The following is a 21,089-nucleotide window of genomic DNA, read 5'->3' as shown; positions in this document are numbered from 1 at the left end:
GAACGGCGCCGCGCCGGACTCCGTCGGAGTCCGGCGCGGCGCCGTTTACGTCCCCGGGAACGACGAGGGGCCCGGCCGTCACCGGCCGGGCCCCTCGTCGTCATGGAACCGTCAGTGGACCCGTTCGGGTTCGGGCTCCGGGTCGTGCTGGGGCTTCGGCTCCGACGCCGACGGCTTCCGCGTGCCCTGCTTGCCGAAGCGGGGCTTCGCGCCGATCAGCGGGAGCGTCAGGATGCCGATGAACATCGGCGCGAACATGTAGCGGGCCAGCGGGGCCGGGTTCGCGGCCACCACCGTCAGCTGCAGCGCCAGCGGGATCGCGATGAGCGCGAGCGGCGTCCAGGTCCGGTTGCGGCGGGAGAACGCCAGCACGACCGCGTACGCCGCGTAGCACCAGATCGCACCCCGGAACAGCAGCCACTGGAGCTGCGGCGTCTTGCTGGCCATCCACGTGAAGTACGCCGCGTCGTTCAGCGTCTCCGACAGCGGACGGATCTTGAGCAGCGGGCGGTACGGGCTGTCCTTCATGTCTTCGTTCCAGTCCGCCCAGCCGAAGAGGTTCTTCGGCACCGCCGGCGGGCTGATCAGCGTGTGGCCCATCATCTCCCGCGGCCCGGGGAACGGGGACCAGGCGATGTGCGAGCGGCACAGGCGCGCCGCGATCATCTGGTCCGGCGTGCGCTTCATGGTCCGCACCCACAGGTCGATCAGCTCGCTGTTGAGCCTCGCCGCCGCCTTGCGGTTCATCGGCTTCTGCATCGCCCAGTCGGCGTTGTAGCAGTTCGCCGCGCGCCCGCTCCAGTGGTCCATCGGAGCGACCTTCGCCATCAGCTCCTTGTCGGCCTTGGTGAAGGTCTGCGGGACCTTGCCGTAGACCACAGCGATGTCCGCGTAGTTCATCGCGTACACCTGGTCCTTGGTGGGCGTCTGCACCCCCATGGCCGGGTAGATCACGGTGTTGAGGACCGCCGCGATGAGCACCGGCACGACGGTCGCGAACAGCAGCCAGCGCCGCATCTTCGGCAGGACGAGCAGCAGCACCGGAACGGCGATGACGGCGACGAGCAGGCCGTTGTTCCGGAAGATCCCCATGCACACGAAGCCGAGGAAGAGGACCGCGATCTCGTTGCGGAACGCCTTGTCCCGGACGGACTGTTCGCCCCGCATGCGCCGTGCCGCGAGGCGGCCGGCCGCGCCGAAGGCGAGGATCCCGCCGATGGCGAAGGGCACGTCCTTCCACACGAACACGGTGAAGGCGCCGATGGAGGGCAGCACCGCGCACGCGATCGCGGCCGTCGCACTCCACTTGCCCCGTACGCCGAACTGGCGCAGCGTCACCGTCACATAGGCGAGGGACGCGGCCATCGCCACGGTCTGCAGGAAGGTGAGCGCGGCGAGGTCACCGGTGATCTGGAGCGAGAGCCACACCAGGCCGTCGTAGGCCACCGAGTGGTTCGACATCCAGTGGCCGGTGGTGACGTGCCAGACGTACGAGATGGAGTCGTAGCTCATCCCGCCCGGGTAGAAGGCCGCCCACCAGACCAGGAAGACGACCTGGGTGACGGCGTACACCGCGAGGGGCAGCCGCCGCTGAGCCGGGATCCGTTCCAGCCGCTCGCTCACGTAGGGAATGGTCGGCAGTCTCAACGCTTCTCCGCGGGATCGGTGGACGTTCGGTCGGGGTACGCCAGTTCCAGCATCCGTCGGATCACGCGCTCGGAGGCGTGGCCGTCGTCGAGGTCGCAGAAGACGTCCCGGAACTCACCGTATGCCTCGGTGTATCCGGCGCTGATGCGCTCGATGTCGGCCAGGGCCTCGATGAGTTCGTCGGAGGTCTGGAGCAGCGGGCCGGGAGCACGCTTCTCGAAGTCGAAGTAGAAGCCGCGGAGCTGGTCCCGGTAGTACTCGAGGTCGTACGTGAAGAAGAGCATCGGCCGTCCCGTGTTCGCGAAGTCGAACATCAGGGAGGAGTAGTCCGTGATCAGCACGTCGGTGATCAGGAACAGTTCGGCGATGTCGGGGTAGCTGGAGACGTCGTAGACGAAGCCGTCGCCCGCGCCGGGGACGGCGTCGACGATGTTCGAGTGCTTGCGGACCAGCAGGACGTGGTCCTCGCCCAGTCGCGCGGCGGCCTTCTCGACGTCCAGGCGCAGATCGAACTTGTAGTTGCCCGCCTGGTAGAACTGGTCGTCCCGCCAGGTCGGCGCGTACAGCACGACCTTCTTGCCCTCGGGCAGACCGATCCGCTCGCGCACGGCGCGCGTCACGTCCTCCGTCTTGTCGGACAGCAGGACGTCGTTGCGCGGGTAGCCGGACTCCAGGATCTCCCCGTCGTACCGGAACGCCCGCTTCATGATGGGCGTCGAGAAACGGTTGGGGGAGACGAGGAAGCTCCAGCTCGGCGTCTCCTCGGCGACCTTGGAGAGGTACTTGCGGTCGGCGAACTGCACGCTGTCGATGTCGTGACCGATCCGCTTGAGCGGGGTGCCGTGCCACGTCTGCACGATCACCTGGCCGTCGCGGCGCCTGATCCAGTGCGGCAGGTGGGTGTTGGTGACGATGAAGCGGCTGCGGCCCAGGGCCTCGTACCACTCGCGGCTCCACCGGCGGATGACCTTGACGCCCTCCGGGATGTGGGCCCGGCGGTCCTCCACGACCCACACGTGCTCCAGGTCCGAGCCCTGGCGCAGCAGCTCCTCGTAGACCGCGCGCGGCGAGTCGGAGTACTGGCGGCCGGAGAAGGACGCGTAGAGCACGGTGTCCCGCAGGGGCGCGGTGCGCGCCTCGGCGTACAGCTTGGTCCGCAGCTCGCGCTGGCGGTACCAGCCGAACTCCTCCGTGCCGAGGTCGGGGGCGGCCTCGACGAGCAGCCGGTCGTAGAAGCGGTGCGTGAGGGTGTAGTCCCGGCCGCGGACGGTGAAGCCGACCGGCAGCTGGGGCAGGGAGGCCGGAACGACCCGGAGGGGTACCTCGAAGCGGCTCTCGGCGGTGCGGGCGAAGAGGTACCAGCGGCCCTGGCGCAGCGGGACCTCGGTGATCCCGGTGGGGACGGGCAGGAAGTCGGCCCGGAACACGCCGTCCTCGACGGTGACCGGGTGGGCGTGCTCCTCCGCGTGGCGGCTGTGGCGCAGCACCAGCTCGACCGGCTCGTCCACGGTGGCGGGCACGGAGCCCTCCAGGACGATCCGGCCCTCGGGGGTGACGGTGACGGTGCCGACCATGGGCTGGACCGGCTGGGTGCGCAGCACCAGACGGCCGACACCGTCGTTGGTCACGGCGACGGCCCGGGTGCCCCAGGGGGCGGTGGCGTCCGCGGTGACCGGGTGCTGGCGGCCCAGGTCGCCGTGCTTGTCGTCCACCGCGACCGGGAACTTCCGGCCTCCGGCGAGGACCAGCTCGGCCGACCACTTGTCGGTGACCTCGGGGTTCTCCGAGTCGCGTCCCTCGACGTCCAGGTCGGCGAGCGGGACCCGTACGGAGAACTCCTGGGCGCCCGAGGCCGCGGCCGTCCGGGTGACCGGGTACTCCCGCTTGGTGCCGGAGGTCGCGTGCGTCAGGCGCAGCGTGGCGGCGGTGCCGGCCGCCGCGGCCTCGTGGCCGAGGACACCGGTCAGCTCGATCGCGCCGTCCACGGCGCGGTGGGCGCTCAGCCGGGCGCGCACCCGGTCGACGCGGACGTAGAGGTGGCTGTCGACGACGTACGGCACGACCCGGACGTCGTCCTCCACCCAGTACTGGGCCGGGCTCTCGGCGTTGCCGCTCTCGCCGGCCTTGAGGCGCGTACGGCGTACCACGCCCTGCTGCACGGTGGCGACGGTCAGCCGCCAGACACCGTCGCGCCAGCCGCCGCGTGCCTTGAGCTTGCCCGGGTCGAGGTCGAGGGCGAAGCCCGACCAGTCGTAGTTGTGCAGCGACTGGCCCGAGGTCTGGGTGGCCTTGGGCGCCTGGGTGCGGCTGGGGCGGACGAGCACGGTGCGGCGGCTGCCGGTCTCGCGCAGCATGAGGACGCGCAGCGCCGGCCGGGGCTTCTCGGCCGAGAGGTTGCGGATGTAGGCGTGGCCGTCGATGTGCAGCCGGCCGTCGCGCCAGATGACCTCTTCGACGCGGGCGCGGGCCGAGAAGTCGGAGTCGACGCGGAGGACCTGGCGCGGGACGTCGCCCTTGGCCCGGTCGATGACCGGGTAGTCGGCGAAGTGGCGCAGACCCTGGCGGGTCACGGGGACCGCGCGGCCGGTCTCGCGCTCGAAGGCGAGGAGGTCGAGGAGCTCCTCCAGGCGGCCTTCGGAGATCAGGTGGCACTTCAGCCGCAGCGAGACGGTCAGCCGCGGCATGATCCGCGGGTCGACCCGGCTGAGGAAGTCGGCGGCCCCGGACATGAACAGCGTGCGGAACTCGTCACCCGCCTCGTCGAGGACGCCCATGAACAGGGGCAGCTCGTCGCTGACGAAGATCTCGTCGTACCAGCGCTTGTGCTCCGCGTACGTCTCGCCGGGCTGGGAGGCCAGGAAGCGGCTCACGGAGTCGCACGAGCGGATCCGGTCGCGGACGTTGACCGGCTCGGTGCGGCGCTGGGTGATCGACGGGGCGCCGCCGGTCCGCTGGCGCCACAGGTAGATGGGGGCGCCGAGCACGTCCACGGAGGAGGCCCGGAAGTGAGCCGGAAGGGTGACCGGGGCGTCCTCGTAGAGGATGCCGGGGAACTCGAACGCGTGACGGTCCCAGAACGACCGGCGGAAGACCTTGTTCCAGGCGGTGCGGTCGTAGACGAGGGCCTTGTCACGGGTGATGTGCGTCCGCGTGCGGTCCGTGCCCAGGCGCTTCTCGTGGAGCGGCGAGGGAAGGACCTCGCCGGCCTTGAGGAGGTTCACGTTTCCGCTGACGAAGTCGGAGCCGCTCTTCTCCAGGCTGGCGATGCAGCGCTCGTAGGCGTCCGGCAGGACGATGTCGTCGCTGTCGACGAACGCGAGGAACTCGGTGCCGGCGGTGAGATGCGCGACACCGGTGTTCCGGGCGGGGCCCAGCCCCTTGTTCTCCTGCTCGACCACACGGAAACGCGCGTCCTTCGCCGCCCAGCGTCGTGCGATCGCGAGGCTGCCATCGGAGGAACCGTCATCGACGACGATGGCTTCCCAGTCGGTGAACGTCTGGTCGACGAGCGACTGCAGACACTCGTCGAGAAAGAGCTCCACGTTGTAAACGGGAACGACTACTGACAGGCGGGGAGGCATGGGGGTACTGCGCCTTTCCTCAAGGTGTTCGTTCGTGACGGCGGCGGCCGGGCTCGCCGGACACGGTAGCTCTAGCCTCGTGCGGGAGGGCTCGGGCGCTCCGTGGGGAGCGCCACCGGCGGTACATTCTCCTGGTTCAGGAAGACCTTTCGCACCACACGCTCCGCGGCGAAACCGTCGTCGAACTCACAGAAACGTCTGCGGAACTCCGCCCGCGCCTTGGCGGACGCCTCGTCCGACCAGCGTCCGGAGAGGAAGACGTCGAGCAGGTCCTCCTCGGTTTCCACCACGGGGCCCGGAGATTCGACGTGGATGTCGAAGTAGGTGCCGCGGGTGGCGCGGTAGACCTCCCAGTCGTTGGCGAAGACCACGATGGGCCGGTCCAGGTGCGCGTAGTCGAACATCAGCGAGGAGTAGTCCGTCAGCAGGCAGTCGGCCGCGAGGTACAGCTCCTCGACCGAGGGGTAGCCGCTGACGTCGACGATGCCGTGGCCGGCCGCGCCGCCGTCCGCGGGTGCTTCCAGGTGGAAGTAGTGGGCGCGCGACAGGACGGTGTAGCCCTCGCCGAGCTGGTGGGCGAAGCGCTCCAGGTCCAGCATCGGGCGGGGGCCGGCGTGGTAGTCGCGGTGGGTCGGCGCGTAGAGCACGACCGTCGAGCCGGCGGGCACGCCGACCTTCTCGCGGGCCTTCGCCCGGTCCTTCTCGGTGGCGTTCACGAGGACGTCGTTGCGCGGGTAGCCGTAGTCCAGCGGGGTGTACTCGGCGGGGTAGGCGCGGTCCCAGATCGCGGTGGTGAAGCTGTTCGCCGAGATGCTGTAGTCCCAGCGGTCGACCCGCCGCATCAGCGACTTCATGTCGAGGTCGCCCTGGGCCACGGGGTAGTCGGCCAGGTCCACGCCCATGCGCTTCAGCGGGGTGCCGTGGTGCGTCTGCACGTGGATCTGGCCCGGCCGCTTGACGACGCGAGTGGGGAAGTTCACGTTGTTCACGAAGTACTTGCCCCGGGCCATCGCGCGCCAGAAGGCGAAGGAGCCGGGGTGGACGACGTTCGTGCCGGGCGGCGGGGTGTTGCGCGCGCCGGGCTTCAGGATCCAGGTCGTCCTGACCTTGGGGGCCAGTTCGAGGAGCTTCTGGTGGACCGCCGCCGGGTTGCAGGCGTAGTCGGTGTTCCAGTACGCGGCGAAGACGGCGACGTCGTTCTGGACCGGCAGCATGCGCTGGGCGCGGTAGTAGCCGGCCAGGACGGCCGTGCGCAACGGCTTGCGCAGCTTGCGCGGGGCCTTGCGCAGCTTGCGGGCCGACCGGTAGGCGCCGCGGGCGGCCTTGCGCAGCGGCACGGGCAGCCGGGTGGCGACCTTGCGGGCCGTGGACGTCGAGCCCTGCGGCGGTGTGTATCCGGCGGGGCGGTGGGCGCGCTCGGCGGCCAGGCAGCGGGTGCGGAACTCCTCGCGGGCGTCGTCCGGGAGCCGGCCGGGGGAGCGCTCGATCACCCGGAGGTGCGTCAGCATGCGCTCGAAGAGGGCGCCGTGCCAGCGCTCGAACTGCGGGTGCTCGGCCAGGAAGGCGAACACCAGCTCGTACTGGTCGAAGACGTCGAAGTGCTTGCGGCTCCTGCTGTGCAGGATGCTGCCCTGGCGCCGCTGGCGGTAGTGGACGCAGACCCGGGGGAGGACGGCGATCCGCTCGGCGGCCACCATGACCGGGTAGGTCCAGGGGGTGTCCTCGTAGTAGCCCGTGGGGTACTCGAAGCCCCAGCGCTCCACGAACTCGCGGCGGTACGCCTTGTTCCAGGCGACCTGGAGCAGGCCGAGGAGCTCGGGCTTCTCGTCCAGCGTGAAGGCGCCCCGGGGGCTCTCGGCGAGGACCGCGGCCTTCGCGTTGGGGGTGATCCGGCCGTCCCAGTGGGTGCGGGAGTAGTCGAAGACCAGCAGGTCGGGGTCCTCGGTGTCCTCCAGGCGCCGGGCGATCGCCTGCAGGGCGCCGGGCAGCATGGTGTCGTCGCTGTCCAGGAAGAGCAGGTACGTGCCCCGGGCGCGGGCCATTCCGGCGTTGCGGGCGCGGCCCAGGCCGACGTTGGCGGCGAGCTGGACCGCGACGACCCGCGAGTCCAGCGCGGCGTACTCGTCCATGATCTCGCCGCAGGCGTCGGGCGAGGCGTCGTTGACGGCGATGACCTCGAAGTCCCCGAAGGACTGGCTCAGCACGGAGTCGAGGCAGTCGCGCAGAAACGCCTCGACGCCGTACGCCGGCACGATGATGCTGAACCGGGGTACGGCGGGCCGATCTGCTGCTTGCGTAGGAGTCATGTGGCTACCAGAGGAGGTTCAGCGGGGCGGCCGGACCGCGTCCGGCCGCCCCGGGAGGACGATCACGGAGTGGAGGTCAGGGCGTAGCCGAGCAGGCGGCGGACCGCCGCCGACTGGCGCTGCCGCAGGGCTCCGGGAAGCAGCGTCAGCGCGTGCAGACGCATGGACAGGTGCCGGCGGGCGGCCTTCGCGGCCTTCGGCCAGCCGTGCCGGTCGAGGTCGTCGGCGACCTCGTTGAAGAACCGTACGGCCTCGCCGAAGCGGGCGCCGGTCATGGCCTCGGCGGAGGAGAGGCTGCCGGAGTGGCGGCGGTAGCGGAACGCCGTCGCCGGGTCCACCACCAGCTTCTCGCCGCGCCGGATCAGCTCGATGATCAGCGCGAGGTCCTGGATGACCGAGAGGTCCTCGCGGAAGCTGATCTCCTTGACGATGTCGGCGCGCCAGGCGATCGAGGGGAAGTACAGCCAGTTGCCGCCGAGCAGGTTGGCGGCGAGCGGCTCCCCGGAGAGGACCAGGCGGTTCCCGTTGTTCTTCGGCGCGTACAGCCGCCGCTTGACCTCGTCGCCGAGCGTGGTCGAGGGGTTGCCGTGCTCGTCGATGACCTCGACGCCCGGCTGGTAGATCGCCGCGTCGGGGACGGCGGCCACGGCCGCGCGGATCGTGGCCACGTAGACGGGCATCAGCAGGTCGTCGCTGCCGAGCATGGTGAAGTGGGTGGACTCCACCAGCTCCACGCACTTGCGGAAGTTCTTGGTGATGCCGAGGTTGCGCTCGTTGCGCTCGTAGCGCACCCGGCTGTCGCCGAGGGAGGCGAACCACTCGGGGACGCCCTCCTCGCGGCCGTCGTCGACGACGGTCAGCCGCCAGTCCTTGTCGGTCTGGTCGAGCACGCTGCGGACGGCGGCCTGGAGCAGACCGGTGTCGCCGTAGTGCGGCAGCATGATGTCGAGCGTCTCCACAGCGGTCACCTGCCCTTGTGCGCGGGGCCGAGGGCGGAGCGGCGGCTCAGCGCCAGCAGCAGGATCATGCCGATGCGGCCGAGGTAGAGCGTGGCCTTCCAGGGGGACTGGCTGGGCGTGCCGGTCGCGCGGGGACGCATGGCGACCGGGACCTGCTCGATGCGGTAGCCGGCCCGGACCACGGCGATGGTGCTCTCCACCGTGTCGCCGAGGTACTCGACGGGGTACCAGTGCGCGAACACGTCGATGAGGTCGCGGTTGCAGGCGCGGAAGCCGGAGGTCACGTCGGTGAGCTTCGACTTGGCCATGCGCGAGAGCCAGAACGCGAGGACGAGCATCGCCCACTTGCGCGGGCCGCGGGTCTCGTACTCTCCCGTGCCGGCGAAGCGCGCGCCGATGACCAGGTCGGACCGGCCCAGGCGCTCCAGCAGCTCCGGAACGTTGCGCGGGTCGTGCTGGCCGTCGGCGTCGACCTGGATGGCGACGTCGTAGCCGCGGTCGTGCGCGTAGCGGTAGCCCGCGCGCATTGCGCCGCCGACACCGAGGTTGTACGGCAGGGTCAGCACGGTCGCGCCGGCGTCACGGGCCACGGCGGACGTGTTGTCGGCGGAGCCGTCGTCCACGACGAGGACGTCGACGCCCGGAAGCGTGGTGTGGACCTCCTTGACGACGTCGGCGACGCCGTCGGCCTCGTTCCACGCGGGCATGATGATCAGTACGCGCTTGCCGTCGATCACTTGCCGGCCCCCTGCTCACCCGAGTCGGCCATCTCCGCGGCCGACGCCTCCTGGGCGGCCGCGGCCTGCGACCGCAGTTCCCGTACGTCCAGTCGCAACAGCGCGACCTCCTCCGACAGCGTCCGGCCCTCCTCCTCGAGGTGGCCGACCTCCCAGCTGAGCTGGAGACAGACGATGAACAGGAACGCCACGCTCAGGAACAGGATGAGACTGACACCCGACGCGACGCCCACGGCGCGGGCGACGGAGTCGAGCAGTGACGGGAAGAAGCCGAGCGGGATGATCACCAGGCCGGTGATCACCCAGAGGAACGCGTACTTCTCCTTGAGCTTGCGCCGACGCAGCAGCTCGACGATGCACGCGACCAGAATGACTCCGGTGACCGAAGTCAGCATCCACAACTTCATGCCGGACTCCGGTGTATCGGACGACTCATGGAAAGGGCCTGTCTACTCTTCCGGGCTGAGCGGCTGGGAGAAATGAGCCGCTTGAATTGCAGTCCACTGTCCGCCGCGATGGTTACGGAGAGTGAGGGAATGGTGATCATTCCTATGAGTGCACCGAACGGTAGCCTACACGAGAGCGGAGGGCGAGAATCATGCTGGTGACGACCGCGAGCGACCCCGCGGCGTAGGCGATCTCGACCCTCGTGCGCAGTTCGAGCGGACTGAGAGTGACCGCCACCAGGACGACCGTCCCCACGATCCACGCCATCAGCTGCTGCCGCGCGCCGCCGCTCGTGAGCAGTGCCTGCCCCAGCACCATGGCCAGCATGTACAGCGTCGTGCCGATCGAGAGCCACGCGAAGTCCAGCGGTCCGAGGACGTCCGGCGCACCGAAGAGGACGGGCAGCATCAGCGGCCCGAGCGCCACCGCGCAGAGCCCGCCGGCCACGCCCAGACCGGCCGTGATCGCCGCCGCCCGCAGGAGCAGCCGCCGGTAACCCTGCGTGTCGCCCTCGGCGGCCGCCGAGGAGAGCCCCGCCAGCAGCGACACCTGGAACGCGCCGAAGACGAAGAGCGGGACCCGGGCGAGCACCAGCGCCGCGAGGAGCGCGGTGACCAGCGCGTTGTCGTCCGTCGCGATCAGCTTCGTACTGATCACCGCGATGTTGACCAGCAGCTGGGCGAGCAGCGTCGAACCGACCAGCAGCCCCAGGTGTTCGATCAGCTCACGCCAGTGCGCCGCCGAGCCCGGACGGGCCCCCTGGAACACCGGCCGGAGCGTGACGAGCACCGCGATCAGCGGGGCCACCGTCAGCACCGCCGCGAAGGCGAAGACCGACCGGACACCCGCCAGCGCCAGCGCCAGCGACATCACGATCCGCAGACCGCCGTCCAGACCGAGCTGGACGCCGTACGCCCGGAACCGGCCGAGCCCCGCCAGCACGCCACGGGTGACGTGCGCGAAGGCCAGCGCGGCGAAGGCCCCGCCCAGGGCGTACACCAGGCCGATGTCGCCGTGGAAGAAGAGGTCCGCGAGCCGCCGCCCGAACAGCGCCAGCGGCACGAGGACCACGGCGAGCAGCCCGAAGGACAGCGCGGCGCCCCGGCGCAGCACCGGCAGCGCCCCGTCCCCGGCCACGACGCGCGAGGCGACGACCCGGGTGATCTCCTGCTCGACCGGGAAGAACAGGCCCAGCCCGATGGAGAAGACCACCGTCCACAGGACGGAGAAGCTCGCCATGTCGTCCACGGCGAGCGTGTGGCCCGCCGCGGCGAGGTGGACGTAGCTCGCGACGCCGAGGACGGCGGTGCCCGCTCCGACGAAGGCCGTGCCCTGGGGGAGCGCCGTGGTGATGCGGTCCAGCAGGCTCACACGCTCGGCCGTCCGCCGAGGGCCGTCGACCGCAGCGCCTCGGCGAGCTGGTCGCGCCAGTGCGGCTGCGCGGCGACGCCCGCCTCGGCCCACCGCTCGTGCGCCAGGACGCTGTACGAGGGACGGCGCGCCGGCCGTACGAACTTCTCCGAGGTGGTCGGCCGCACCCGCTCCGGGTCCAGGCCGGTCAGCTCGAAGGCGGCCCGCGCCAGGTCGAACCAGGTCGCCGTGTCCGTCGCCGTGCCGTGGTAGACGCCGGCCGGGGCCTTGCCCGCCACCGCCGCCTCGCCCAGGTCCCGCAGCTGACGGGCGAGCGCGAGGGTCCAGGTCGGCTGGCCGCGCTGGTCGTCGACGACGTCGACGCTCTCGCGCGACTGGGCGAGCCCGAGCATGGTGGAGACGAAGTTGCGGCCGTGCGCGCCGTACAGCCACGCCGTGCGCACCACGTAGCCGCGCTCGGGCAGCAGCTCGGCGACGGCGACCTCGCCGGCCAGCTTGCTCCGGCCGTAGGCGTTCACCGGCGCGGTCGGGGCGTCGTGCTCGTACGGCCGGTCGGCGTCGCCCGGGAAGACGTAGTCCGTGGAGACCTGGAGCAGGACGGCGCCCTGTTCGGCGCAGGCCCCGGCGAGGACGCGGACGCCCTCGCCGTTGATCCGGGTCGCCGCCGCCTCGTCGGCCTCGGCGCCGTCGACGTCGGTCCAGGCCGCCGCGTTGACCACGACGTCGTGCCCGGCGACGGCCGTGCGGACCGCCTCCGGGTCGGTGATGTCCAGCTCATGCCGGGTGAGCGCCGTGACGGACTCCGCCCCGCTCTCCCGCAGGACCTCGGTCAGGTCGCGGCCGAGCATCCCGGCCGCGCCCGTGATCAGCCAGCGCGTCATGCGGACAGCGCCGCCTTCGCCTTGAGCGGCTCCCACCAGGAGCGGTTCTCGCGGTACCAGGCGACGGTGTCGGCCAGGCCCTGCTCGAAGGTGACGAGGGGGGTGTAGCCGAGCTCGTCGCGGATCTTGGCGATCGACAGGGAGTAGCGCAGGTCGTGACCCTTGCGGTCGGCGACGTGCTCGACCATGTCCCAGCCGGCGCCGCAGGCGTCCAGGAGCATGCCGGTGAGCTCCTTGTTGGTCACCTCGGTGCCGCCGCCGATGTGGTACACCTCACCCGCCCGGCCGCCGCGCAGCACCATCTCGATGCCCCGGCAGTGATCGGAGACGTGCAGCCAGTCACGGATGTTCAGGCCCTCGCCGTACAGCGGCACCTTCTTCCCGTCCAGCAGGTTCGTGGTGAACAGCGGGATCATCTTCTCGGGGAAGTGGTACTGCCCGTAGTTGTTGGAGCAGCGCGTGACGACGACGTCCATGCCGTGCGTGCGGTGGTACGAGAGCGCCAGCAGGTCCGAGCCGGCCTTGGAGGCCGAGTACGGGGAGTTCGGCGCGAGCGGCCAGTCCTCCGTCCAGGAGCCCTCGGCGATGGAGCCGTAGACCTCGTCCGTGGAGACGTGCACGAAACGCCCGACGCCGTGACGTTTGGCGGCGTCCAGGAGGACCTGCGTACCCAGCACGTTCGTGGTGACGAACGGGGAGGAGTCCATGATCGAGCGGTCCACGTGGGACTCGGCAGCGAAGTGCACGACGGCGTCCTGGCCGCGCATCACGTCGTCGACGACTCCGGGGTCGCGGATGTCGCCGTGGACGAAGGTGTAACCCGCCTTGTCGGCCACCGGCAGGAGGTTCGCCTCATTGCCCGAATAGGTCAGGTTGTCCAGGACCGTGACATGGGCGTTTTCGCCCGAGGGCAGTTCTCCGAGAAGGAGTGCCCGCACGAATTGAGAACCGATGAAGCCGGCGCCGCCGGTGACGAGAATCTTCATAAGGGGCGCCATTCTATGGTCTCCCCGTCGTCTCCTGTTCAGTGGCCGGTGTCACCGGTGCGGTGGCGGCGGGGACCCCGGGGCTGTCGTAGGCTGCGGGACCATGCGTGGAATTTTGCTTGCCGGTGGTACCGGCTCCCGGCTCTGGCCGATCACCCGTGCCGTGTCGAAGCAGCTGATGCCGGTCTTCGACAAGCCGATGATCTACTACCCGCTGTCGACCCTCGTGATGGCCGGCCTGCGGGACATCCTGGTCATCACCGGCCCCGAGGAGCGCCCGCAGTTCGAGCGGCTGCTCGGCGACGGTTCGGACTGGGGTCTGAACATCCAGTTCGCCACGCAGGAGCGCCCGGCCGGCATCGCCGAGGCGTTCGTCATCGGCGAGGAGTTCATCGGCGACGAGCCCGTCGCGCTCATCCTCGGCGACAACATCTTCCACGGCGTCGGCCTCGGCCGGCAGCTGGCCGACTTCCAGCGGCCCGAAGGCGGTGTGGTCTTCGCCCACGCCGTCTCCGACCCCACCGCCTACGGCGTGGTCGACTTCGACGAGCAGGGCCGTGCCCGCTCCATCGAGGAGAAGCCCGCGAACCCGAAGTCCCGCTACGCCGTCCCCGGCCTCTACTTCTACGACAGCCGTGTCGTGGAGGTCGCCAAGGGCCTCAAGCCGAGCGCCCGGGGCGAGCTGGAGATCACGGACGTCAACAAGTACTACCTCGAGCGCGAGGAGCTCCAGGTCTCCGTCCTCGACCGGGGCACCGTCTGGCTGGACACCGGAACCTTCCAGTCCCTCGTCCAGGCGTCCGAGTACGTGCGCGTCGTCGAGGAGCGCCAGGGCATGAAGATCGGCTGCCTCGAAGAGGCCGCCTGGCGGGCCGGATTCATCGACGACGATCAGCTGCGCGCCCTCGCGGAGCCGCTGACCAAGAGCGGTTACGGCGACTATCTGCTGAATCTTCTCAAGTACGAGGCATAGCCGCTCCGTATTCGAGGCGTCACCGCACTGATATCGCACCGATATAAGGACTCCGCAATGAAGGTCAATCCCCTTGGCATCGAGGGTGCCTGGGAATTCGTACCGCAGCAGCACGGCGACGCCCGTGGGCTCTTCCTCGAGTGGTACAAGGCGGACCGGCTCGCCGAGGCCGTCGGCCACCCGCTCGGTCTGAAGCAGGCCAACATGTCGGTCTCGGCGGCCGGCGTCCTGCGCGGCATCCACTTCGCCGACGTCCCGCCCGGCCAGGCCAAGTACGTGACCTGCGTGCGCGGTGCCGTGCTCGACGTCATCGTCGACGTGCGGGTCGGCTCGCCGACCTTCGGTCAGTGGGAGGCCGTGCGCCTCGACGAGCAGGAGCGCAACGCCGTCTACCTCTCCGAGGGCCTCGGCCACGGCTTCTGCGCGCTCACGGACGACGCGACCGTCGCCTACCTCTGCTCCGAGGGGTACGCCCCCGAGCGCGAGCGGACCGTGTACCCCCTCGACCCGGCGATCGGCATCGAGTGGCCGGTGACCGGCGAGCCCGAGCTGTCCCCCAAGGACGCGCAGGGGCCCACGCTCGCCGAGGCGCGCGAGGCGGGCATCCTGCCGGTCTACGACGACTGCCTGGCGTTCCGCCGCTCGCTCGCCACCCCCGGCGACTGAACCGGCGCACGACCGGTCGTACAGCCGTACGGTGACGGCCCGGCAGCCCCGCGAGGGGCCGCCGGGCCGTTCGCGTACGGGTTAGGCTGCCCGGATGACCTGGCTCATCACCGGCGGCGCCGGTTACATCGGTTCCCATGTCATCGCGTCCATGACCGAGGCGGGCGAGCGGGTCGTCGTCGTGGACGATCTCAGCGGCGGCGACGCCGCCCGGGTCCCCGACGGCGTGCCGCTGGAGCGGGGCACCGTCCTCGACCGCCCCTTCCTCGACCGCGTCCTGCGCGAGCACGGTGTCCACGGCATCGTCCACCTCGCCGCGAAGAAGGCCGTCGGCGAGTCCGTCGAGCGTCCCCTCTTCTACTACGAGGAGAACGTGACGGGCCTTCAGGTCCTGCTGTCGGCCGCCGTCGACGCCGGAGTCCGCGCCTTCGTCTTCTCCTCCTCGGCCTCCGTCTACGGCACGCCCGACGTCGACCTCGTCACCGAGGAGACGCCGTGCCTGCCGCTGAGCCCGTACGGCGAGACCAAGCTGGCCGGCGAGTGGCTGGTCCGCGCCACGGGCCGCGCCCACGGCATGTCCACCGCCTGTCTGCGCTACTTCAACGTCGCCGGCGCCGGCGCGCCCGCCCTCGCCGACACCGGCGTCTTCAATCTCGTACCGATGGTCTTCGAGCGGCTCGCCGCCGGGCTGCCGCCCCGGATCTTCGGCGACGACTACGAGACGCCCGACGGCACGTGCGTCCGCGACTACATCCACGTCGCCGACATCGCCGACGCCCACCTCGCCGTGGCCCGGCGGCTCGACGAGCGCGCGGAGGCCGGCCAGGGCGGCGACCTGACCTTCAACATCGGCAGCGGCGAGGGCGTCTCGGTACGGGAGATGATCGACCTCATCGGCGAGATCACCGGTCTCGACGCGACACCCGAGATCGTCGACCGCCGCCCCGGAGACCCGGCCAAGGTCGTCGCCTCCGCCGAGCGGATCGGCGCCGAGCTGGGCTGGAAGGCCCGCCATGACGTCCGCTCCATGATCGCCTCGGCCTGGGAGGGCCGCGTCCACCCAGCGGAATAGCCGGGCGGGCGCGGTCGCCGCTCGCGTAGATTGCCAGGCGGCCGCGGTACGTCGGGTGAGCCCGCGCGCGTGCGGGCCCGGAGGCGGACCGAGCCCCCGGTACGCGGCGGGACGTGCGCGGCGCGGTGGGGCGAAGACGAGTGAGGACGACGCAGGTGACAGTGGCAAGGCAGTACGTGACGGAAGCCCGCAGGGTCGTCGTCAAGGTCGGTTCGTCCTCCCTGACCACCGCGTCCGGCGGCCTCGACGCCGACCGCGTGGACGCCCTCGTCGACGTCCTCGCCAAGGTCCGCAGCGGCGGTGAGCGGGAGGTCGTGCTCGTCTCCTCCGGAGCCATCGCCGCCGGCCTCGCCCCGCTCGGCCTCACCCGCCGCCCGAAGGACCTCGCCCGCCAGCAGGCCGCGGCCAGCGTCGGCCAGGGACTCCTCGTCGCCCGTTACACCGCCTCCTTCGCCCGCTACGGCGTCCGCGTCGGCCAGGTGCTCCTCACCACCGACGACACCAGCCGCCGCGCGCACTACCGCAACGCCTACCGGACCCTGGACCAGCTCCTCGCCATGGGCGCCCTGCCGGTCGTCAACGAGAACGACACCGTCGCCACGGACGAGATCCGCTTCGGCGACAACGACCGGCTCGCGGCCCTCGTCGCCCATCTCGTCCGTGCCGACCTGCTGGTGCTCCTCTCGGACGTCGACGGGCTCTACGACGGCGACCCGGCCAAGCCCGGCACCTCACGGATCGCCGAGGTCACCGGACCCTCGGACATCGCGCACGTCGAGATCGGCTCGGCCGGCAAGGCGGGCGTCGGAACCGGCGGCATGGTCACCAAGGTCGAGGCGGCCCGGATCGCGGCCGCCGCCGGGATCCCGGTCGTCCTGACCTCGGCGAGCCGCGCCGCCGACGCCCTGAGCGGCCGCGACACCGGGACGTACTTCCACCGCACCGGCCGCCGCTCCGCCGACCGGCTCCTCTGGCTCGCCCACGCCTCCACCCCGCAGGGCTCCCTGACCCTGGACGACGGAGCCGTACGCGCCGTCGTCGACGGGAAGAAGTCCCTCCTGGCCGCCGGGGTCGCCGCCGTCGAAGGGGAGTTCGTGGCCGGCGACCCGGTGGAGCTGCGGGACACCGCCGGGCGGCCCGTCGCCCGCGGCCTGGTCAACTTCGACGCCAAGGAGATGCCCCGCATGCTCGGCCGGTCCACCCACGAACTCGCCAGGGAACTCGGGCCGGAGTACGAGCGGGAGGTCGTGCACCGCGACGACCTGGTGGTCGTCCGGCCCTGACCGGAACCGTCCGCTCCGAAAGCTGTGGGGATCCCGCGACGAAACGGCCGAAAGTCCGGTCATCCCGTGGAGACCTTCACCAAAACCGCCCCACGTACGCCCCCGGGCTGGTCAACTTTGTCTCGGGGGCAAGACAAGGCGGGGTACAGCACCACACGCATCACAACAGGAGGCCGCCGGTGAGACGAGCGCGCCCAGGGGCAGTGCCCCGCGGGACGGCCGAACGCGCCCTGACGAGTGTCGAGGCCGGAGCCGACTTCGACGTGGAGGAGAACGGGACCGAGGCCCAGGCACCGGAGAAGAGGACCCGCGAGACACGCGGCGAGGAGCGGGAGGTGTCCAAGCTCTGGCACATCACGCTCAGCGTCTCGGGTGCCGAGGCCCCGCTGAAGGAGGTCCGCCGGGGCCTGGAACAGCTGGCGCACGACCACCCCTTCCTCCTGACCAGTCGCTACGCCAACGATCACGCGGAGATCCGCTACTGGGAAGAGGCCCGTGACCTGCACGACGCGGCCGCGGTCGCGCTGCGGCTGTGGGGCGAGCACCGGCAGAGCGCGAAGCTGCCGCCCTGGGAGATCGTCGGCCTGGAGGTCATCGACCGTGAGACCTACCACCAGCGGATCGCCGAAGGCTACGGCCCGCCCCCGGCCGCCCCGGTGGGAGTGCACCCCTACTGACGGGGGTTTCGAGACACGTGTCTCGGAGTGCGGGATGAGGTCGGGAATCGTGAGGGATGTCCGCAGAGGTGCCAGTACCCTGCGGGCATGACCTCGCTCACGCCCCTCGACAATCTGTCCCCGGTCGCCCAGGCCGCCTACCGGGCCCGCTCCGCCGCCGCCGAAATCGCGCCACTTCCGCGCGCGGCGAAGGACGACGCCCTGCTGGCGATCGCGGACGCGCTCGAGGTCCGCACCGCCGAGATCGTCGAGGCCAACGCCGAGGACGTCGCCCGCGCCCGCGAGGCCGGCACCAGCGAGTCCGTCATCGACCGGCTCACCCTCACCCCCGAGCGCGTACGGGCCATCGCCGCCGACGTCCGCGACGTGGCGGCGCTGCCCGACCCGGTCGGCGAGGTCGTGCGCGGCTCGACGCTGCCCAACGGCATCGACCTGCGCCAGGTCCGCGTCCCGCTCGGCGTCGTCGGCATCATCTACGAAGCCCGCCCGAACGTCACCGTGGACGCGGCCGCCCTCTGCCTGAAGTCCGGCAACGCCGTCCTGCTGCGCGGCTCGTCCTCCGCGTACTCCTCGAACACCGCCCTCGTGAGGGTCCTGCGCGACGCCGTCGGCGGCGCCGGGCTGCCCGCCGACGCGATCCAGCTCGTGCCCGGCGAGTCCCGCGATTCGGTACGGGAGCTGATGCGGGCCCGCGGTCTGGTCGACGTCCTGATCCCGCGCGGCGGCGCCTCCCTCATCCGTACGGTCGTCGAGGAGTCCACCGTCCCCGTCATCGAGACGGGCACCGGCAACTGCCACGTCTACGTCGACGCCCAGGCCGACCTCGACATGGCCGTGGACATCCTGATCAACTCGAAGGCCCAGCGGGTCAGCGTCTGCAACGCCGCCGAGACGCTCCTCGTCCACCAGGACATCGCGGAGGACTTCCTGCCGCGGGCGCTGGCCGCCCTGGCCGAGGCCGGTGTCACCGTGCACGCCGACGAGCGGGTCCTCGCCCACGCCGAGGGCTCCAAGGCGACCGTCGTCCCGGCGACCACCGAGGACTGGGAGACCGAGTACCTCTCGTACGACATCGCCGCCGCCGTCGTCGACTCGCTGGACGCGGCCGTCTCCCACATCCGCCTGTGGTCCTCCGGTCACACCGAGGCGATCGTCACCACCTCGCAGGCCGCCGCCCGCCGCTTCACCCAGCTGGTCGACTCGACCACGGTCACCGTCAACGCCTCCACCCGTTTCACCGACGGTGGCCAGTTCGGCTTCGGCGCGGAGATCGGCATCTCGACGCAGAAGCTGCACGCCCGCGGCCCGATGGGCCTGCCGGAACTGACCTCGACGAAGTACATCGTCACCGGCGACGGTCACACGCGGTAACCCCCGATTCCCCCGTTCGGCGCCGCCCTCGCGGCGCCGGGCGAGGGCCGCACGGGGGCGCCCCGTCGGCCGGACGGCGGGGGACGCTTCGCATACTCCCTGCCCAAAGGGACGTCTCGGGTCTACTCTGAAAAACGTGCCGGACGACGTGGGGGGCAAGCCGTTCCCGGACGGCGTGGACCCCGAGGACGCAGACCACCGCGAGGGCGCGGACGAGGACGACGCCACCGTGGTCTTCGACGAGGACTTCGTCAGGGCCGCCCCCGTCCACGAACCGACCGCCGTGGAGCGGCTGCTCGCGGCCGCCCAGGCGCGCGCGGAGGCCGAAGCCGCCCGGGCCAGGGCGGGCGGCCCCCCGGACGAGCGGCGCGGGGACGACTACGACCCCGACGACCCCTACGCCGTGCGCCGCGCCGAGGACTGGGATCCCGACGACCCCGATGACCTCGGCCCGTACGGACCCCACGGCGGCGCCCTGCGCCCCTACCGCGGCAGCGCCCGCTGGCACCGCCCGGTCGCCTGGGTGCTCGCCCTCGTGATGGGCGTCGGTATGGTCGCCCTCGCCTTCACCGCCGTCTACCGCGGCGCTTCGGCCAACCGCCACGACCAGGTCCCGGCGCCGGCCACCACCGGCATCGACAAGCCGCGGGCGGTGCCTCCCGCCGTCACGGCGCCCTCCGCCTCCGCCGCGTACTCCCCTCCCCCGGTGCCCGCCGTCACCCACGCCCCCTGACCGGGCACGGGCCCGCCGCCGGGAAGCCGGGGGATCGGCGATTCTCCCGGCGTTTACGGAAGCCCCGTCGGACCTACTCTGAAGGTATGGCAGGGCATGGTGACCCGCCTGAGGGGCCGGTACCCGACCCCGGCGGTGGAGAGGACGAGTACCGATCCGTCGTCTTCGACGAGTCGTTCGTCCGTGCTGCCCGGCTTCAGGAGTTCTCCGCCGAGGAACGCATGGGCGAGCACGCCCAGGCGGTGCGCAGCCGCCCCGGCCGGGCGCCGGGGAACGGCTCCCGTCAGGCGGTCATGCTGGTGCTGCTGATCCTCCTGGCGTTCGGAACGGCCATCTACCTCGGCGTCCGCAACCCCTACATGCCGCCCGCCGACCAGCGGGCCGAACCGCTGCGGATCACCGTCGTGCCCCTCGCTCCCCAGGGCGCCGTGCCCGGTGGCGAACCCGCCCGGCTCCTCGCCCGCAGCCCGGCCGCGCAGCACGCCACCGGCGCCGCCGGCATCACCTTCCCCGTCACCGGACGGACCAGCCACTTCTCGGAGAGCCAGGTCCTGACCGCCCTGAGCATCGCGAAGGACTACCTCGTGGCCTCCGCGCTGGAGCCGGACGTGCTCGCCGGGGCGACCGTGCGGCCGGCCAGGCTGCTCATCGACCCGGACCAGCTGGCGCAGTTCGACGAGAGCGTCGCACGGTCGCGGGACGACGGCCGGCACGCGGTCTCCGGCTGGGTGGTGCGGTTCGACCCGGAGACGGTGGTCCTGGCCGACCCGACGCCCCGCGTCCAGGGCACCCTCCGCTTCGCGGAGACGAGCACGGACGTGCTGGAGGTGACCGCCGACCACACCGTCACCTACGCCCTGCGGCCCGCCGCCTCCGGCGCCGGCCCGACGGCCCCGGCCTCCCTCTTCACGGTCCATCGCGAGCTGCGGCTGCGCTTCGACCGCGAAGACCTGCGCATGCACCGCGCCGAGCTGCTGACCAGCGTCGTGCAGGCGGGCCCGCAGGCCTGCGCCGGCGGCGCCGAGGCCGACGGGACCCTGCGGCCGCTCCTCGCGGGCGAGCGGGCGCCCTCCTCCGGCGATCCGGCGCTCACCGACCCTTACGCCACGGGCCGGCCCGCCGCCGCGTCGCTGTGCGGAGCCCTGGCACCGAGCGCCCAGCCCTCGCTCTGACCGCGGCGTCGAGGGCTCTCCCCGGCTTCCGGGGGCGTGCTCGGCTTCGAGGGGCTCACAGACGGCCCCGGGGGCGGCCCTGGCGCGCCACCCGGCCCGGGGCAAGGGGTTCTCGGTCAGCGCCGACCGGTCGCGGTACGGGGCCGCCGGGCTGCCGTGGCAGGGGCCGGACGCCCGTGGACGGTACGGGCCCGCCGGGCTGCCGTGGCACGGGCCCGCTGACCGCC

General features: G+C 71.4%; 17 protein-coding genes. 8 read left to right on the top strand and 9 right to left on the bottom strand.

Annotation, left to right across the window (positions count from 1 at the left end):
* Nucleotides 1-111: 111 nt before the first annotated feature.
* The 9 genes from ACZ68P_RS03850 to rfbB all read right to left on the bottom strand — a co-directional run bounded on the left by ACZ68P_RS03850 (nt 112) and on the right by rfbB (nt 12,915).
* Entirely contained in the window at nt 112-1,623 is a 1,512-nt protein-coding gene (locus ACZ68P_RS03850; protein WP_471002071.1) for a DUF6020 family protein, read from the bottom strand.
* 20 nt (nt 1,624-1,643) lie between these two features.
* Nucleotides 1,644-5,228, bottom strand: a complete 3,585-nt coding sequence (locus tag ACZ68P_RS03845; protein ID WP_471002069.1) for a bifunctional glycosyltransferase/CDP-glycerol:glycerophosphate glycerophosphotransferase — start codon at nt 5,226-5,228, stop codon at nt 1,644-1,646.
* 71 nt (nt 5,229-5,299) lie between these two features.
* The gene (locus ACZ68P_RS03840; RefSeq protein WP_471002066.1) at nt 5,300-7,534 is read right to left on the bottom strand and encodes a bifunctional glycosyltransferase/CDP-glycerol:glycerophosphate glycerophosphotransferase; all 2,235 of its coding nucleotides are present in this window, start codon (nt 7,532-7,534) and stop codon (nt 5,300-5,302) included.
* Nucleotides 7,535-7,596: 62 nt separating this feature from the next.
* On the bottom strand, nt 7,597-8,493 hold the full coding sequence (locus tag ACZ68P_RS03835; protein WP_471002063.1) for a glycosyltransferase family 2 protein: 897 nt from the start codon (nt 8,491-8,493) through the stop codon (nt 7,597-7,599).
* A gap of 5 nt (nt 8,494-8,498) precedes the next feature.
* Nucleotides 8,499-9,230, bottom strand: a complete 732-nt coding sequence (locus ACZ68P_RS03830) for a glycosyltransferase family 2 protein (protein WP_471002060.1) — start codon at nt 9,228-9,230, stop codon at nt 8,499-8,501.
* On the bottom strand, nt 9,227-9,625 hold the full coding sequence (locus ACZ68P_RS03825; RefSeq protein WP_365719457.1) for a DUF2304 domain-containing protein: 399 nt from the start codon (nt 9,623-9,625) through the stop codon (nt 9,227-9,229). The genes ACZ68P_RS03830 and ACZ68P_RS03825 overlap by 4 nt, the downstream gene beginning before the upstream one ends.
* A gap of 154 nt (nt 9,626-9,779) precedes the next feature.
* Nucleotides 9,780-11,048, bottom strand: a complete 1,269-nt coding sequence (locus ACZ68P_RS03820; protein WP_471002057.1) for a lipopolysaccharide biosynthesis protein — start codon at nt 11,046-11,048, stop codon at nt 9,780-9,782.
* On the bottom strand, nt 11,045-11,929 hold the full coding sequence (gene rfbD / locus ACZ68P_RS03815) for a dTDP-4-dehydrorhamnose reductase (protein ID WP_471002055.1): 885 nt from the start codon (nt 11,927-11,929) through the stop codon (nt 11,045-11,047). The genes ACZ68P_RS03820 and rfbD overlap by 4 nt, the downstream gene beginning before the upstream one ends.
* Complete coding sequence (gene rfbB / locus ACZ68P_RS03810) at nt 11,926-12,915, bottom strand: dTDP-glucose 4,6-dehydratase (protein WP_365719451.1); 990 nt, start codon at nt 12,913-12,915, stop codon at nt 11,926-11,928. Before rfbB ends, rfbD begins: the two co-directional genes overlap by 4 nt.
* Nucleotides 12,916-13,018: 103 nt before the next feature.
* Here rfbB and rfbA point away from each other — a divergent pair, with 103 nt between their 5' ends.
* The 8 genes from rfbA to ACZ68P_RS03770 all read left to right on the top strand — a co-directional run bounded on the left by rfbA (nt 13,019) and on the right by ACZ68P_RS03770 (nt 20,862).
* Complete coding sequence (gene rfbA, locus ACZ68P_RS03805) at nt 13,019-13,888, top strand: glucose-1-phosphate thymidylyltransferase RfbA (protein WP_471002052.1); 870 nt, start codon at nt 13,019-13,021, stop codon at nt 13,886-13,888.
* 57 nt (nt 13,889-13,945) lie between these two features.
* Nucleotides 13,946-14,554 carry a dTDP-4-dehydrorhamnose 3,5-epimerase gene (rfbC, locus tag ACZ68P_RS03800; RefSeq protein WP_471002049.1) on the top strand — a complete coding sequence of 203 codons (609 nt, stop codon included), beginning with the start codon at nt 13,946-13,948 and terminating at the stop codon, nt 14,552-14,554.
* A 94-nt stretch (nt 14,555-14,648) separates the two neighbouring features.
* Nucleotides 14,649-15,626, top strand: coding sequence for a UDP-glucose 4-epimerase GalE (gene galE, locus ACZ68P_RS03795; protein WP_471002046.1), 978 nt, complete (start codon nt 14,649-14,651; stop codon nt 15,624-15,626).
* A 176-nt stretch (nt 15,627-15,802) separates the two neighbouring features.
* Nucleotides 15,803-16,909: a glutamate 5-kinase gene (proB, locus tag ACZ68P_RS03790; RefSeq protein WP_365719471.1), complete on the top strand. Its 1,107-nt coding sequence runs from the start codon at nt 15,803-15,805 to the stop codon at nt 16,907-16,909.
* A gap of 179 nt (nt 16,910-17,088) precedes the next feature.
* Nucleotides 17,089-17,586 carry a hypothetical protein gene (locus ACZ68P_RS03785; RefSeq protein ID WP_471002044.1) on the top strand — a complete coding sequence of 166 codons (498 nt, stop codon included), beginning with the start codon at nt 17,089-17,091 and terminating at the stop codon, nt 17,584-17,586.
* A gap of 87 nt (nt 17,587-17,673) precedes the next feature.
* Nucleotides 17,674-18,957: a glutamate-5-semialdehyde dehydrogenase gene (locus ACZ68P_RS03780; protein WP_471002041.1), complete on the top strand. Its 1,284-nt coding sequence runs from the start codon at nt 17,674-17,676 to the stop codon at nt 18,955-18,957.
* A gap of 136 nt (nt 18,958-19,093) precedes the next feature.
* Nucleotides 19,094-19,690: an SCO2584 family spore wall biosynthesis protein gene (locus ACZ68P_RS03775; protein WP_471002038.1), complete on the top strand. Its 597-nt coding sequence runs from the start codon at nt 19,094-19,096 to the stop codon at nt 19,688-19,690.
* Between the two features lie 86 nt (nt 19,691-19,776).
* On the top strand, nt 19,777-20,862 hold the full coding sequence (locus tag ACZ68P_RS03770; RefSeq protein ID WP_471002035.1) for an SCO2583 family membrane protein: 1,086 nt from the start codon (nt 19,777-19,779) through the stop codon (nt 20,860-20,862).
* Nucleotides 20,863-21,089: the final 227 nt, after the last annotated feature.

The sequence above is a fragment of the Streptomyces sp. NPDC036822 genome (assembly GCF_055609145.1).
This window is presented reverse-complemented; position numbering and strand designations above follow the sequence as displayed.

Coding starts and splice junctions, on each gene's coding strand:
- ACZ68P_RS03825 (WP_365719457.1), bottom strand. CDS start 9,625: ATGCTGACTTCGGTCACCGGAGTCATTCTGGTCGCGTGCATCGTCGAG.
- galE (WP_471002046.1), top strand. CDS start 14,649: ATGACCTGGCTCATCACCGGCGGCGCCGGTTACATCGGTTCCCATGTC.
- ACZ68P_RS03770 (WP_471002035.1), top strand. CDS start 19,777: ATGGCAGGGCATGGTGACCCGCCTGAGGGGCCGGTACCCGACCCCGGC.
- rfbC (WP_471002049.1), top strand. CDS start 13,946: ATGAAGGTCAATCCCCTTGGCATCGAGGGTGCCTGGGAATTCGTACCG.
- ACZ68P_RS03845 (WP_471002069.1), bottom strand. CDS start 5,228: ATGCCTCCCCGCCTGTCAGTAGTCGTTCCCGTTTACAACGTGGAGCTC.
- ACZ68P_RS03840 (WP_471002066.1), bottom strand. CDS start 7,534: ATGACTCCTACGCAAGCAGCAGATCGGCCCGCCGTACCCCGGTTCAGC.
- rfbB (WP_365719451.1), bottom strand. CDS start 12,915: ATGAAGATTCTCGTCACCGGCGGCGCCGGCTTCATCGGTTCTCAATTC.
- ACZ68P_RS03780 (WP_471002041.1), top strand. CDS start 17,674: ATGACCTCGCTCACGCCCCTCGACAATCTGTCCCCGGTCGCCCAGGCC.
- rfbD (WP_471002055.1), bottom strand. CDS start 11,929: ATGACGCGCTGGCTGATCACGGGCGCGGCCGGGATGCTCGGCCGCGAC.
- rfbA (WP_471002052.1), top strand. CDS start 13,019: ATGCGTGGAATTTTGCTTGCCGGTGGTACCGGCTCCCGGCTCTGGCCG.